14 protein-coding genes are annotated in these 16,017 nt (G+C 33.4%); 9 read left to right on the top strand and 5 right to left on the bottom strand.

What is annotated here, in order from left to right; translation table 11 throughout:
• Window positions 1-129: 129 nt before the first annotated feature.
• Complete coding sequence (locus BLW20_RS04400; protein ID WP_091096759.1) at window positions 130-1,722, bottom strand: ABC transporter substrate-binding protein; 1,593 nt, start codon at window positions 1,720-1,722, stop codon at window positions 130-132.
• 91 nt (window positions 1,723-1,813) lie between these two features.
• Here BLW20_RS04400 and mtaB point away from each other — a divergent pair, with 91 nt between their 5' ends.
• Window positions 1,814-3,142: a tRNA (N(6)-L-threonylcarbamoyladenosine(37)-C(2))-methylthiotransferase MtaB gene (gene mtaB, locus BLW20_RS04395; protein ID WP_091096757.1), complete on the top strand. Its 1,329-nt coding sequence runs from the start codon at window positions 1,814-1,816 to the stop codon at window positions 3,140-3,142.
• A gap of 42 nt (window positions 3,143-3,184) precedes the next feature.
• On the opposite strand, the gene BLW20_RS04390 is transcribed toward mtaB, so the two are convergent.
• On the bottom strand, window positions 3,185-3,466 hold the full coding sequence (locus BLW20_RS04390) for a GNAT family protein (protein ID WP_091096755.1): 282 nt from the start codon (window positions 3,464-3,466) through the stop codon (window positions 3,185-3,187).
• A 177-nt stretch (window positions 3,467-3,643) separates the two neighbouring features.
• On the opposite strand from BLW20_RS04390, the gene BLW20_RS04385 reads away from it, so the two are divergent.
• Window positions 3,644-4,315, top strand: coding sequence for an alpha/beta hydrolase (locus BLW20_RS04385; RefSeq protein WP_091096753.1), 672 nt, complete (start codon window positions 3,644-3,646; stop codon window positions 4,313-4,315).
• Complete coding sequence (locus BLW20_RS04380; protein WP_091096751.1) at window positions 4,299-5,189, top strand: lytic transglycosylase domain-containing protein; 891 nt, start codon at window positions 4,299-4,301, stop codon at window positions 5,187-5,189. Before BLW20_RS04385 ends, BLW20_RS04380 begins: the two co-directional genes overlap by 17 nt.
• A 37-nt stretch (window positions 5,190-5,226) precedes the next feature.
• Here the strand turns inward: BLW20_RS04380 and BLW20_RS04375 are convergent, their stop codons facing one another.
• From BLW20_RS04375 to BLW20_RS04365, 3 genes are all read right to left on the bottom strand, one after another.
• The gene (locus tag BLW20_RS04375; protein WP_091096749.1) at window positions 5,227-6,654 is read right to left on the bottom strand and encodes a WG repeat-containing protein; all 1,428 of its coding nucleotides are present in this window, start codon (window positions 6,652-6,654) and stop codon (window positions 5,227-5,229) included.
• A gap of 67 nt (window positions 6,655-6,721) precedes the next feature.
• Entirely contained in the window at window positions 6,722-7,597 is an 876-nt protein-coding gene (locus BLW20_RS04370) for a hypothetical protein (protein ID WP_091096747.1), read from the bottom strand.
• A gap of 68 nt (window positions 7,598-7,665) precedes the next feature.
• On the bottom strand, window positions 7,666-8,229 hold the full coding sequence (locus BLW20_RS04365; RefSeq protein ID WP_091096745.1) for a hypothetical protein: 564 nt from the start codon (window positions 8,227-8,229) through the stop codon (window positions 7,666-7,668).
• A gap of 207 nt (window positions 8,230-8,436) precedes the next feature.
• Here BLW20_RS04365 and rpmH point away from each other — a divergent pair, with 207 nt between their 5' ends.
• The 6 genes from rpmH to BLW20_RS04335 all read left to right on the top strand — a co-directional run bounded on the left by rpmH (window position 8,437) and on the right by BLW20_RS04335 (window position 16,016).
• A complete protein-coding gene (gene rpmH / locus BLW20_RS04360) occupies window positions 8,437-8,598 on the top strand; it encodes a 50S ribosomal protein L34 (protein WP_008464848.1) in 162 nt (53 codons plus the stop codon).
• 145 nt (window positions 8,599-8,743) lie between these two features.
• A complete protein-coding gene (gene carB, locus BLW20_RS04355) occupies window positions 8,744-11,593 on the top strand; it encodes a carbamoyl-phosphate synthase large subunit (protein ID WP_091096742.1) in 2,850 nt (949 codons plus the stop codon).
• Window positions 11,594-11,778: 185 nt separating this feature from the next.
• Window positions 11,779-13,014, top strand: a complete 1,236-nt coding sequence (gene rocD / locus BLW20_RS04350) for an ornithine--oxo-acid transaminase (RefSeq protein WP_091096740.1) — start codon at window positions 11,779-11,781, stop codon at window positions 13,012-13,014.
• 226 nt (window positions 13,015-13,240) lie between these two features.
• A complete protein-coding gene (locus tag BLW20_RS04345; protein WP_143037734.1) occupies window positions 13,241-13,522 on the top strand; it encodes a hypothetical protein in 282 nt (93 codons plus the stop codon).
• A gap of 16 nt (window positions 13,523-13,538) precedes the next feature.
• Window positions 13,539-14,594: a glycosyltransferase family 9 protein gene (locus tag BLW20_RS04340; RefSeq protein ID WP_091096735.1), complete on the top strand. Its 1,056-nt coding sequence runs from the start codon at window positions 13,539-13,541 to the stop codon at window positions 14,592-14,594.
• A gap of 30 nt (window positions 14,595-14,624) precedes the next feature.
• Complete coding sequence (locus tag BLW20_RS04335) at window positions 14,625-16,016, top strand: AAA family ATPase (RefSeq protein ID WP_091096733.1); 1,392 nt, start codon at window positions 14,625-14,627, stop codon at window positions 16,014-16,016.
• The last annotated feature ends 1 nt before the right edge of the window (window position 16,017 follow it).

Genomic DNA, 16,017 nt, shown 5'->3' with positions numbered 1-16,017 from the left:
TAACTCAAACCTGCTTTCAGGAAACAGCCGGTTGATATACGCTTTCAAACCTTCACGGACTTTCGGTTCATCATCAATAATAACTATAATCAGGTTGTTCATAATAGTAGTGCGTGTGTTATGTTTTATCTATTCTTTCTTTACATATTTCAAATTCAGACTGTTCATAGGATTGGTGCCTAATCCGTGAACGTTATTTTGCGTAAAACGAGCTACTTTATCGTAAAACAAAATGATTACAGGAACTTCTTCTGCAATAATGGCATCCATTTGTTTGTAGATTTCTGCACGTTCCGTATCGTTTACGGTTTGTAAAGCTTTTTGATACAACGCATCAAATTTCTCATTTTTAAAATGGGTATAATTCGGTCCGTTTGGGGTAAAATTATTGCTGTAAAACAGTGATAAATAATTTTCTGCATCGGGATAATCTGCAATCCAGCTTCCGCGAAAAAACTCCAGTTTATTCGTAGCGATTGCCTGACGCAGCGTGCTTGGCGGCATTACATCTATCTTCACTTTTATGCCTAATTTCTCCCATTCGCGCTGCAAATATTCTGCAATATCCAAATAGGTGTTATTGGTACTCAGCGTGATTTCGAGGGGTGTTTTTCGAATGTTTTTCACTTCGTTAATCAACTCTTTTGCTTTCGCCGAATTGTACAAATGATCCTTTGCCGGCACAAAACCTGCCAAACCATTGGGAATAATACCGTTTACCATTCCATCGCCCATTCCGTTACGTAAATAAGCTACTAATTTATTTCGGTCAAAACCGTAATTCAATGCTTGTCTGATTCTTTTTTCTTTCATCAACGGATCGTTCATATTGAATCCCAAATATTCGGTATTCAAATACGGACCGGTCAGCATTTTTATTCTATCCTCATATTTTTCCTGCAATTTTCCATCAGGTTGCAATATTTCGTCTTTGTACGATGGGTCTAATCCCGAAATCAAATCTAATTTCCCTTGAATAAACTGTAAAAATCCGCTTTGTTTGTCCGGCAAGAAACTAATTGCAACACTTTCCAAATAAGGTAATTGCTGTCCTTTTTCATCTTTTTCATAATACAAAGGATTTTTTCGAAAAACCAATTTCACGTTTTCTTCCCAGATTTTAAACTGAAAAGGACCTGTTCCGATGGGATTGGAACGAAAATCAATCTTTGGGTCTTCGGTAATTTCTTTGGGAACTACCGATGCGTATTTCATCGACAACAACCCTAAAAACGCAGGAAAAGGCTTTTCTAAATAAATCTCAAACACCGAATCATTTTTCGCCTGATAATCTTTTACATTTTGAAAAACCCACGTGCCAGGCGATGCCAGACGTTCACTCAAAACACGGTCAAAGCTGTATTCAAAATCGTGTGCCGTAACCAGACGTGTACTGTCTTTTCCGAAATTGCTGTGTTTGTGAAAATACACATCATTCCGCAGCGTAAACTTATAGTTTAAACCATCCTCAGAAATCGTCCAGCTTTTGGCAATATCGGGTTTCACGTGCAGGGAATCATCCAACTGAACCAAACCGTTAAACAATTGATTGCAAGGCCAGATAATCGCCATATTTCGGGCAAATGCCGGGTCTAATGTTTGAATATTGGCACTCTCGTTGTAACGGAACACATCGTTGTCTGTGAATTGATTTTCTTTTTTAGCACAACTTACTAAAAATAAAATACTTATAAAAAAAAGGTAGTTAAACGGATATTTCATCAAACCAAATTTTGTTTGTAAATTTGCAAATTACCAACTGTAATCAGTTAGTAAAGATAAATGAAATTTTACACTACTTGTAGTGATGATTATGGAAAACAGAAAAAAAGTAGCGTTTTATACTTTGGGATGTAAGCTGAATTTTTCGGAAACATCGACCATTGCCCGGAGTTTTTCCGAAGAAGGTTTTGATCGTGTTGATTTTGAAGATGTTGCTGATATTTACGTGATAAACACCTGTTCGGTTACCGAAAATGCCGATAAGCAATTCAAACAAATTGTTCGAAAAGCATTGAAAAACAACGACAAAGCTTTTGTTGCCGCTGTGGGATGTTATGCACAACTAAAACCCGAAGAGTTAGCCGCCGTTGACGGTGTGGATTTGGTTTTGGGAGCTACTGAAAAATTTAAACTGACCGATTATATTCACGATTTATCTAAAAACGATATGGGCGAAATCCATTCGTGTGAGATTGAAAAAGCTGATTTTTATGTTGGCAGTTATTCAATTGGCGACAGAACCCGTGCTTTTTTGAAGGTTCAGGACGGTTGTGATTACAAATGTACTTATTGCACGATTCCGTTGGCCCGGGGAATTTCCCGATCGGATACGATGGAAAACGTGATGAAAAACGCAGCCGAAATTTCTGCCAAAGGAATCAAAGAAATTGTTTTAACGGGCGTGAATGTCGGCGATTACGGCAAAGGCGAATTTGGAAATAAAAAACACGAACACACGTTTTTCGATTTGGTTCAGTCTTTAGATACCGTTCCGGGAATTGAGCGTTTGCGTATTTCTTCCATCGAACCAAATCTTTTAAAAAATGAAACAATTGATTTTGTTTCAAAAAGCAAGTGTTTTGTTCCGCATTTCCATATCCCGTTGCAATCAGGTTCTAATACCATTTTAAAGAAAATGAAACGTCGTTATTTACGGGAGTTGTATGCAGAACGTGTAGCAAAAATCCGTGAAGTACTACCCAATGCTTGTATTGGTGTGGATGTGATTGTTGGTTTTCCCGGAGAAACAGACGAGTTATTTTTAGAAACCTACCATTTCTTAAATGACTTGGATATTTCGTATTTACACGTATTCACTTACTCAGAACGCGATAATACCGAAGCTGTTTTGATGGATGGCATAGTTCCTGCGAATGTACGAGCAAAACGCAGTAAAATGTTGCGCGGATTATCAGTTAAAAAACGCAGAGCTTTTTATGAAAGTCAGTTAAATACACCACATACCGTTCTTTTTGAAAGTGAAAATAAAGAAGGATACATTCACGGATTTACCGAAAATTACGTCAAAGTAAAAGCCCCCTGGAATCCGGAATTGGTCAATACGTTGCACGATATTCATCTGACAAAAATAGATGAAGACGGTTTGGTACGGTTTGATTTTGTCAAAGAATTAGTATAGAATTAATAAAAATACGCATCTTTAGAATAAGATGCGTATTTTTTATATCTTAATCCCTACTGCTAATAACTCGCGATATCTTGGATTTTTCTTAAAAAAAGTTATGATGTTAGAATTTACAGGAACAATTCTCAATCGTTTTTCTTCTGCTTTATCTAAAATACTTTTAATAAAATCGTTTATTAAAACCTCATCATCACAACCATTCGTGTTTAATTTTGTTAAAAAAAGTTTTCGTTCCTGTATAGAGTATTCAATAATAAGATGTCTTTCTCCACATTTTGCCTCAAATTGTCGTAACAATTCATTATTTTTAAATTCCATATAACTTTTTTTCTATTATATTTATACCACGTTTTATAAATAAACAAGAAGATCTTTTTATACTTAAAAAGTATTTTTAAAAATTAAATCTTAATATCTTATTCATTATTATCACAAATTAATGAAATATTTTTTAAAAACGCAACAAATTTCTATTAATTACAAAGAAGCAATTAGATGAAAAGCATCTATTTTATGCCGGGAATGGCGGCAAACTGTGAGATTTTTGAAAATATAAAATTAAATGATTCTAAATACAATTTACATTTTATTGAATGGTTAGAACCTGAAAAAAAGGAATCTTTAGAACACTACTCTAAACGAATAGCCTTAATGATAAAAGAAAAAAATCCTATTTTAATCGGCGTTTCTTTTGGTGGAATTATTGTTCAGGAAGTCGCAAAAATAATTCCGGTTGAAAAAGTCATCATTATCTCCAGTGTTAAAGATCCTTCAGAATTTCCTGTTCGGATTCAATGGGCAAAAAAATGGGGATTGTATCATTTTTTTCCCACGTCTTATGTTACTTTAATTGAAAATATTACAAAAAAAATAGTATCTTCAAAAAAAATACACCAACGAATTGATATGTATAAAAAGTACCTGTCGGTACGTTCTAAAAATTATCTCGACTGGGCTTTTAAGAATATCATTTTGTGGGAAAATAAAAATCCTGTTCAAAACGTTTATCATTTACACGGCACAAAAGATCATATTTTTCCGGCTAAAAGAATTAAAAATGCCGATTTTTTAGAGAATGGAACACATGTTATGGTTCTGATAAATGCCCGATGGATCAATAAAAAATTGTTAGAAATTTTAGAAAATAATCATGAAGAAAACGTATAAAAACATTATCCTTATCTTGGGAATTGTGACATGTAGCACATTGTTTTATCAATTTACATCGGTACATAATCAAACTGCGGAAACAACCTTTTATATCAAAAATATTGATTTTTGTGGCGAACGTGTACCTTTAGAAATTATTGATGTTAAAGAACGTTTAGACCGTGAAATGGTGGTAAATATTAATTTGCATTCCGCAACTACTTTAATTATTAAGCGGGCAAACCGTTATTTTCCGGATATTGAACCCATTTTAAAACGCAATGGCATTCCTAACGATTTTAAATATTTATGCGTTATAGAAAGTTCGCTGACTAACGCCACCTCATCAGCCGGTGCTAAGGGTTTTTGGCAGTTTATGCCCGATACTGCCCGTGAATACAATTTGGAAGTTAGCAGTACCGTTGATGAACGTTATGATGTTATTAAAGCTACCGAAGCAGCTTGCAGATATTTTAAAAAAGCTTATGCTAAATTTGGAAACTGGACATTGGTTGCTGCTGCCTATAACAGAGGAATGGCGGGAATTGAACGTCAAATAACCGCACAAGGTGTTACAGATTATTACGATATGTATTTAAACGATGAAACATCGCGATATGTTTTCAGAATTTTAGCGTTAAAGGAAATAATGACCAGCCCGGATAAATACGGCTATGTTTTTTCTAAAGATGAATTATATCACCCTGTTAAAACAAAAACGGTAAAAATAAACAGCAACATTGATAATCTGCAAACCTGGGCTTTGGAACAAGGCATTAATTACAAGCTTTTAAAACTGTACAATCCGTGGTTAATTGATACGTCATTGATTGTTAAGGAAAATAAAAGTTTTGATGTTTTAATACCCACTGAAGGTTTTAAGAGAAAATAATTAAATCATCCCAAATTCGTATAGACTTTGGGATTTTTTATTCTTGATAATCAGATTCAGCAGGGTAACTGTCAATAATCTTTCCTTTTAAATAAAAGAAAACAGCTTCTTTAACCAGTTGTGCGTGATCGAATCTCAACTCTTTAATAATTTCGTTTTTACTAGAAATAAATCCATACTTACTGTTCTTTTTAGCAATAAATTTATTAGATGCGTAAATAGCTTCCAAATAATCATATTCAAACGGAATAATAATTTCACCTTTATAATTTACAACACCGTATTTATTGCCTTCTTGCAATACAAAATAATTTCGCTTAATAATCCTAAAATGATTTTTATTGCGGAATTTGTAGTTTGAATTTAGTTTTAAAGTTGATTTATCCTCAATATTAAAAATCGTTAATTGATTGTACTGTTCAACTAAATAAAACGATTTATAATATTCGTAAATTTTATATTCTTCAGGAATAACAACATTTAGTTCAGAATCATATAAGCCACTTAAATTATTATCATTTACAACATATAGATAATCGCTCAAAAAGTGTGTTATATGTTTATATTTTTTATTTAAAATTACATTACTTTGTTGATACAATCCTTTTAAATTATCTTTACTAACAATATAATAATTGTCTTTAAATTGATAAATACTCGAGAAATCTAAAGGAATAACAATTTGGTTTTTGTAAGTTACAATTCCCGTTTTTTTGTTTTTTGATACTTTTAAAACATTGTTTATAAATTCTATTTCGTTGTAGTTTGATTCAAAAAGATTCATGTTTTCTAAATTGCGTAGAAACATTTTATTCAATTTTTTATTTGAAACAATTAATAAAGAATCTTTCATGTCTTTAATCTCCTCATCTTTATTAACAGTATAACTAATAGTACCTTGTTTATTCATAAGAAAATCGCCCTGACTGTTTTTAAGTAGAATATAATCTGGAAAGATATCAACCAAATCGTCATAAATAAATTCAGAAACAAACTTATTTTCTTCAGAAAAAACCGCAATTTTATTATTCTTTTGAACCAATGTAAACTCGTCATAATTTCTGATCAATTCGTAATCTATAGGTAAAATATAGTTTCCTGTTTTATTTAACATACCATATTTCTTATCTTTTTCTACAATTAAATAATCACCAGATTGGTATACATAATCGTAAATAAATGGGGTAATTTGTTCACCTTTGTCATTTATAAAACCACGAAAAAACAGCTTCCCTTTTTTTATCCCGGCTTCGGCTATTCCGTTACGAATTGTAGAAACGTAATCAAATATTGGTTGAGTGATAAAAACACTGTCTTTATTTATAAGTCCACTGTTTCCGTTTTTAGTTCGATACCAAGTAACATCAGAATTACCGAAAGGATACATATATTCAATGTCATTAAACGTAACCTGTCCAAACAAATTAAAAGTAAAAAATAAGAATAGAATGCTTAAATATTTCATATTAAACAACTTTTTATAAATTTAATAAAAAACTGCTCAACAAATTAAAATTAAAGCTTGCTGTATTTCAAATTTCATCTTCTTCTAATTTTTTAATTACTGCTCGCAAGCAACTTTCGTTATAAGCTAGCCAATTATCAATAAACGTTGGTGCATCAACATTATTAAATGTTTTCTTTAAAATTTTATAAGCTTTCTCCGCGTCTTTTTCATTATAAAAAACATGTTTCCAAAAAGGCGGTACACGATTCCATTCATATAAAAACAATCCGTTTCTTGCGTAAAGGAACGGAGAGTGGATTCCTGCTGTGTGAATTCCGTTAAAATCTCCGTACATGTGTACCCGCATATATGCGGCAATATATTTTAAATTTAAAACCAGTCTTTGCTTGATTTCTTCTTCCGTTTCGGGTTGCACCGGTTTAAACCGCCATTGATTAAATGGTAAGGAACGAATGTCATTTTCTTTTCCTAATGCTTCAAAATCGGTTTTTAAATTCAGGTAATAATTGGTATTTCCGTCTAATTCAAGCATCATATCGCTCTTATACGCTTTAAAATCACCGTAGACTTGAATGCAATTGTTTTCTTCCTTAATAATTTTTAGCGGAAGTTCCCCAAATTCTGCTGATTTAAGTAGAATTTCATCTTTATTGATTACCGAATAAGTTCCGTACATAAAATGATTTCCTATTAAAAAAGTAAAATCATTATTTGGTTTTAGTGACAAGTACGAATAAAAAACAAATGATTCTTGACTTTCAGCATCCGGAGAAATATTATCAGGCAATCGGTTTTTAAAATCGGCATATTTTTTTTCATTAAAAACATTGATGATCCTAAAATCACGATCTTTAGAAAAATCAATTGCACGCTCTTTATTCTCGGATTTACAACCGAAAAAACATACACTTATCAATAGCAATAAAAATTTGTGATACATAGTATAAACTTATATAACGTTAAAAAAGCCATTCTAAACGAACGGCTTTATACGAATATGTTGTAAAATTAAAATCCTCTTTTTTTACTGTGGTTATACCACATTGGGATTTTTTGACCACGAGCTTGTTTCATTTGTGCCTCCATCATGCTAATTTGTTCTTTCAGCATTCCTTTAGCATCGTGTTGTTTAGCTTCAGCAATAAGCTTTTGTGCTTCCGTTGCCCGGTTTTTACTCATTGCAACTCCGGCTAACTGTAATTTTGCCACAGCAAGATCTTCTTTTTGATTTAAACCTAATTCTAATGCTTTACGAAAATCTTTTTCGGCCTGATTTAAATTATTCTGCGCATTAATAATTCCGTTTAAATAATGATAATACCCTTGTTGGTTTTTTATTAAAGCGGTTTGTGGATTTATTTTATCTAAGATTTTCTTAGCACCCTCCATATCTTGTTTTCTGAATTTAAACAAGGTTACAATAAGCATTTCATTTTTAAAATAAACCAATACCACTAAAAGCATTAGTATTATTAAAAAAATTCCGTTACCAATATAATTTTCTGAGAACTGCCAAATTGCGGTTGCTAATAGAGCGGCTGCAACTATAATTTTTATATTCTTGTTAATCATTCCTTATTATTTTTAACTTTGCAAATGTAGTAAAATCCTGCAAGGAATAAAACCCCTTTTTGATTATCACAGTACGATAACAGAAATATTAATATTTTTTAAAAAACAATTTGTGAGTTTTAAAAGGATTTGTATATTTGCAGTCGGTTTTGGAGCACTGTTTTCAAAGCTGAACATTTGTAAAATACATATTTAAAGATAGAAGCAATGAGTAAGAGAACGTTTCAACCATCGAAAAGAAAAAGAAGAAACAAACACGGTTTCATGGACAGAATGGCTAGTGCTAACGGAAGAAAAGTATTAGCACGCAGAAGAGCTAAAGGAAGACATAAATTAACGGTTTCTAGCGAACCAAGACACAAAAAATAATGATATTCCATCATAAATAAAGGCGTTACTTTAAGTGTATCGCCTTTTTTTATACCTTTTGGTTTTTGTCTTTTTTTTTAAGATGATTTTCAACTAATTATCAGTAAATTTACTCTAAATAAATAACAACATCTCTTTATAAATAATGCCTAAAGATAATTCAATTAAAACAGTTTTAATCATTGGTTCTGGTCCAATCATTATTGGGCAGGCTTGTGAGTTTGACTATTCAGGATCGCAATCGGCTCGTTCGTTGCGCGAAGAAGGAATCAAAGTAATATTGATCAATTCTAACCCTGCAACCATCATGACCGACCCGTCTATGGCGGATCACGTTTATCTAAAACCCTTAACAACCAAATCACTCATTGAAATCTTAAAAGCACATCCGGAAATAGATGCGGTTTTACCAACAATGGGTGGACAAACAGCGTTGAACCTGTGTTTAGAGGCCGATGAAAAAGGTATTTGGCAAGATTTTAATGTAAAATTAATTGGTGTTGACATCAATGCCATTAACGTAACAGAAGACCGAGAACAATTTAAGCAGTTATTGTCGAAAATCGAAATTCCTTTTGCCCCTGCAAAAACAGCTACATCTTTTCTAGAAGGAAAAGAAGTTGCACAGGAATTCGGCTTTCCGTTAGTAATCCGCCCTTCGTTTACTTTAGGAGGCACAGGAGCTGCTTTTGTTCATAAAGAAGAAGAATTTGATGCCTTATTAACTTATGGTTTAGAAGCCTCTCCTATCCACGAAGTGTTGATTGACAAAGCTTTGTTAGGTTGGAAAGAATATGAATTGGAACTGTTACGAGATAAAAACGACAACGTGGTTATTATCTGTACCATTGAAAACATGGATGCCATGGGAATCCATACAGGAGATTCAATCACTGTAGCTCCGGCAATGACCTTATCAGACCGTACATTCCAACGCATGCGTGATATGGCAATTAAAATGATGCGTTCAATTGGTAATTTTGCCGGTGGATGTAACGTTCAGTTTGCCGTTTCTCCAGATGAAAAAGAAGATATTGTGGCAATTGAAATCAATCCGCGTGTTTCTCGTTCTTCTGCTCTGGCATCAAAAGCAACGGGTTATCCTATTGCTAAAATCGCTACAAAACTGGCGTTAGGTTATACATTAGACGAATTACAAAACCAAATTACCAAATCTACTTCGGCTTTATTTGAACCTACTTTAGATTATGTTATCGTAAAAATCCCTCGTTGGAATTTCGATAAATTTGAAGGTGCAGACCGTACCTTAGGTTTACAAATGAAATCGGTTGGTGAAGTAATGGGGATTGGACGTTCGTTCCAGGAAGCACTTCAAAAAGCAACACAATCATTAGAAATAAAACGTAACGGAATTGGTGCCGACGGAAAAGGTTACACCAATTATGACCAGATTTTAGATAAATTAGAAAACGCTTCGTGGGATCGTGTATTTGTGATTTATGATGCCATTGCATTGGGAATTCCATTAAGCACTATCCACGAAATTACTAAAATAGATATGTGGTTCTTAAAGCAATACGAAGAAATGTATGCTTTAGAAAAAGAAGTACGTACGCATAAATTAGATACTTTACCAAAAGATTTGTTGTTAGAAGCGAAACAACGTGGTTTTGCCGACCGACAAATTGCACATATGTTAAATTGCTTAGAAAGTGAAGTGCACAAATTGCGCGAACAAATGAACATTAACCGTGTGTATAAACTGGTTGATACCTGTGCCGCAGAATTCGTTGCACAAACACCTTACTACTACTCTACTTTTGAAGCAGACATTGAGAAAGCAGACGGTACGGTTTATTCTGCCAACGAATCGGTTCGTTCTGATAAAAAGAAAATAGTTGTTTTAGGTTCAGGTCCCAACCGTATCGGTCAGGGAATTGAGTTTGATTACTCTTGTGTTCACGGGGTTTTGGCTGCATCAGAATGTGGTTATGAAACCATTATGATTAACTGTAATCCTGAAACGGTTTCTACCGATTTTGATACGGCAGACAAATTGTATTTTGAACCGGTTTACTGGGAACATATTTATGACATCATCCGTCATGAAAATCCGGAAGGAGTTATTGTACAGTTAGGTGGACAAACCGCTTTGAAATTAGCCGAAAAATTAGATAAATACGGAATTAACATTATTGGAACAAGCTACGAAGCTTTGGATTTAGCTGAAGACCGCGGACGTTTCTCTGAATTATTGACCGAATTAAATATACCGTTCCCTAAATTTGGTGTGGCAACTACTGCCGATGAAGCTTCTAAATTAGCTGATCAGTTAGACTTCCCTCTTTTAGTACGCCCGTCGTATGTTTTAGGAGGTCAGGGAATGAAAATCGTTATCAATAAAAAAGAACTGGAAGAACACGTTATTGATTTATTAAAATCAATTCCGGGTAATAAATTATTGTTAGACCATTATTTAGCCGGTGCTGTTGAAGCGGAGGCTGATGCAATTTGTGATGGAGAAAACGTGTATATCATTGGAATTATGGAGCATATTGAACCTTGTGGTGTACACTCGGGCGATTCTAATGCTACATTACCACCATTCAATTTAGGTGAATTCGTTTTACAGCAAATTAAAGATCACACCAAGAAAATTGCAGTCGCTTTAAAAACAAAAGGTTTAATCAATATTCAGTTTGCTATTAAAGACGATACGGTTTATATTATCGAAGCCAACCCACGTGCATCTCGTACCGTTCCGTTTATTGCCAAGGCATACGGCGAACCTTATGTAAATTATGCTACCAAAGTAATGCTGGGCGCAAAAGTGACCGATTTTACTTTCAATCCGCAGTTAAAAGGATATGCGATCAAACAACCGGTATTTTCTTTCAATAAATTCCCAAAAGTAAACAAAGCATTAGGTCCTGAAATGAAATCAACCGGAGAAAGCATTTTGTTTATTGATAGTTTAAAAGATGATGCATTCTACGATTTATATACTCGCAGAAAAATGTATTTAAGTAAGTAATACTTTATCCACCTACCTAAAAATCTCACTTCGTTTGAAGTGAGATTTTTTATACAAATAATTTATGTATTTAATCACCTGAAAAGTAAATACAATTTCTCACTTTTTTGTATCTTGCACTTCCACAGGATGATTTCTCTCCTAATAAGTAGGAATGGCTTATTTTAAACGTAAACTAAAATCTTATGAATAGTTTATTAACAAGTAACGATGCAATTGCATTAGAAGAAAAATACGGAGCACATAATTATCACCCGCTTCCGGTTGTACTTACAAAGGGTGAAGGCGTTTTTGTTTGGGATGTAGAAGGTAAAAAATATTACGATTTTTTATCAGCTTATTCAGCAGTTAATCAAGGACACTGTCATCCAAAATTAGTAAAAGCATTAACAGATCAGGCACAACAGCTTACGTTAACTTCACGTGCGTTTTACAACGACAAATTAGGTGTTTACGAAGAAAAAGTTGCGAAACTGTTTGGTTTTGACAAAGTTTTACCAATGAATTCGGGAGCCGAAGCTGTTGAAACAGCTATTAAGCTTACCAGAAAATGGGCATATGAAGTAAAAAATCTGCCTGAAGAACAAGCGGTAATTATTGTATGTGAAAACAATTTCCACGGACGTACCACAACCATTATTTCTTTTTCTAACGATCCTGACGCACGCAAAAATTACGGTCCATATACCGAAGGTTTTGTTCGTATTCCTTACAACAACATTCAGGCATTAAAAGAAGTTATCAGCGGTAAAAACGTTGCAGGGTTCCTGGTTGAACCCATTCAGGGCGAAGCCGGGGTATATGTTCCTGATAATGGATATTTGAATGAGGCTTACCAATTATGTAAGGAAAATAATGTGCTGTTTATTGCAGACGAGGTTCAAACAGGAATTGCCCGTACAGGGAAATTATTGGCAGTTGATCATGAAAATGTTAAACCCGATGTGTTGATTTTAGGAAAAGCATTGTCTGGCGGAATGTATCCGGTTTCGGCCGTTTTGGCAAATAATGAAATCATGAACGTAATAAAACCGGGACAGCATGGTTCAACTTTTGGAGGAAATCCTTTAGCAGCAGCAGTGGCAATGGCTGCTTTAGATGTTGTTATCGATGAAAATCTTGCAGAAAACGCAGAAAAACAAGGTCGTTTATTCAGAGAAAAATTAAACGAGTACATTCAGAATTCTACTATTTGTACAACGGTTCGCGGTAAAGGTTTGTTAAACGCCATTCTAATTAATGATTCAGAAGACAGCGATACTGCATGGAATATCTGTCTGCGTTTACGCGATAACGGATTGCTTGCAAAACCTACACATGGAAATATTATTCGTTTTGCTCCGCCTTTAGTGATGAACGAAGAACAATTGTTAGATTGTGTTCGCATCATTACTGATACTTTAAAAGAGTTTGAAAAATAAAATAGTTAAAAACGCCCCGATAAATTGGGGCGTTTTTTTATATCATCTACTCTGTACCATTTTAAAAATGAAAATTTATATATTTTAGCTAACTTTAGCCCTTAAAAATATATTTGATATGTTTAAAGAAATTCCTATTATATATGTTGTCGCCCTTTTATTTTTAATGTACTTAATAGCTTATTTTGTAAAATTTAAAAATAAAAACGTTGATGCCTTTGAAAAAATGAAACTTTCATTAATTCTTTTCGGAATTTATTCTGTGGTTTTATGGCTTTGCGTTCCGTTAACACCTACATTGGAAACATTTGGGTACCCTGAAACGGTTAACGATATTAAAACCGATGCCCAAATTTTAAACCTGTTGCAAGAATATAATAAAGCCATTGTACGCACAACCGATATTTTAAAATGGTTCTTGTTTGGATTTATCTGGTTTTTTATGACCAATATCTATCTTTACACCACGCATCGTGAAAACGAATTTAATCCTAAAAATAAAAACTAACTTTTCCTGACTAAAAATGAGCTTCAAATCAAAAGCAAATATTGTTCGCAGAAAAATAATGCATTCGCTAACACATAATATCGGTAAAAAATCAATTAGCGAAATGCAGAAAAAAACCGCTAATTTTAAAGTAAACCGCGTGTTAATCAGTCGTCCAAATCACCGTTTGGGAAATATGCTTTTAATTACGCCCCTTGTTCAGGAAATCATCAACACGTTTCCCAACTGCACCATCGATTTATTTGTAAAAGGAAAAATTACCCCAATTATTTTTAAAAATTATCCGCAGGTTAAAAACATTATCGAATTACCAAAAAAACCAATGAAAGATTTTTCAGAATATCTAAAAGTTTGGTTTTCGTTAAAACGCACAAAATACGATTTGGTTATTAATGTAGAAAAAGGATCCTCATCGGGAAGGATCTCAACAATCATTCCGTCAGCTGATTTTAAATTTTATGGTGATGATTTTGAAGAATTGAAGAATAAATACGACGATTTTGATCATATTTCAAAATATCCGGTATATAATTTCCGTAAATTTATGGAAATCCTTCATCAACAACCGCAAAATGGTGGTGTTCCTGTGTTAGATTTAAAATTGTCGGCAGAAGAGAAAGAGAAAGGAAAAAATGATTTATTGGCTGTAACCAAAGGTGATCAAAGAAAAACCATCGCTTTTTTTACGTACGCCACAGGTGCAAAATGTTATCCGGTAGAATGGTGGTCGGCATTTTATGAAAAGTTCTATCCAAAATACGTAACCGATTTTAATTTAATTGAAATTTTACCGGTTGAAGATATTTCTCAATTAGAACGAAAATTACCTACCTATTACAGTAAAGACATTCGTGAAATAGCTTCTTTAATGGCAAATTGTGAAATGGTTGTAGCTGCCGATTCGGGCATGATGCATTTAAGCAGTGCCGCATTAACACCAACCATTGGGTTGTTTTCGGTTACCCGAACAGAGGTTTATGCACCTTATGGCAACAACAGCACGTTTATTAACACCAACTATCAATCGCAAGATGATATTATTGCTAAGATGGAGGAAATATTAAAAAAATAAAAACACTTTTAGTACCTTTAAAAGAAAAAAATGAAATTAAAAGACTTATCAGACCAGCTGAACATATCGTTAGAAAGTTTACAAAATTTTATTTATGATTTCAATATCGATTTAGGATTTTGTATCGATGAACAATTTAATGTTACAGAAGATTTTCATCAGTTTACGCTGAAAAATATCGATTTTTTAAAAAAATATGCCGAAGATCGTTCTAAAGAAAAAACCATTGCTGATATTGCAAAAACCATCAATGTAAAAGAAGAAGATGTTTTAAATTTCTTTGTATCAAACGGAATTCCGGCAGAAGTTGCTCAAAACATAAAAACCAATTTGTCAAGTTATTTGATTCATTTATATATCGGTGGTGAATACAAATTTATCGACGAAGCTTTTCCGGAAACAGATAACTATGCCAACAAACGTTTAGTGGGATACACCGATTTGTATTTTCATTTAAACGATATGCTTGATCCGTTTATAAACAAAGATCAGTCAACTATCTGGGGGATTTCTAAACCGGCAGGAATTGTTTTATATGGTCCGCCGGGAAGTGGTAAAATATTCTGGGCACGTAAAATTGCCCAAATGATTGGATACGATTTTGTCCACGTTTATAAGGATTATCTTGCCGGAAATTTAAAAACAAACAAAAACTCCTTCACACATTTTTTAAATTCAAAAATGCAACATCCCAAAACGCTGCTTTTCATCGATTCGTTAGATGAATTGTTGAGTAAAAAAGGGGAACAGAATTTTTTTGCAGAAAATATTGAGTTAATCAACACCATTTTACGACACACTCAAAAAGACATTCATCAGGAATTGTTAATGGTAGGATCAGCCGAAATTTTAAATTTATTTAATGATGAAGTTTTAGCTCCGGGTAGATTTGATATGCAAATACCTATATTTCCGCCAAATTCTGACGAACGTACTCAATTAATCATTTATCATTTAACCGAAAATTTGGTTGAAAACTCTCCTTTACTTGAAATTTTGAAAAAGCATAACGCTTTATCAAAAACCTTTTGGGAACCAATTGCTGCTGAAATGAGATTGTTTTCAAATACCATGATTATTGATTTTACGCAATCGTTAAAAAAGCGTTTATATGCATTGCACCGAAAAGATGAAACTAAAAATATCGAATTAAGCGACAAAGTTTTAAGAGCGTCATTTAACGAAGCAAAAGCCAAATTAACTGCCGAATATTTAAAACGTTGTGCCATTTTTCTAATAGAAGCAAAACAAAGCGTAGGACAAGATTTTCCCCACAGAGTTTTAGAATTAGAAGCGGATTTAGAATCATATCAGGCAAAAAAAGTACCGATTAATAAAATTGGTTTTAAACAAGAAAACGAAGAAAAACCAAACACCGCAGAAAGTACAAATGAAAACGATCCGTTAGATTTAATGGTTTAAT

Origin of the sequence: Paenimyroides marinum, assembly GCF_900108395.1 — a bacterium.
Lineage (GTDB): Bacteria > Bacteroidota > Bacteroidia > Flavobacteriales > Flavobacteriaceae > Flavobacterium > Flavobacterium marinum.
This window is presented reverse-complemented; position numbering and strand designations above follow the sequence as displayed.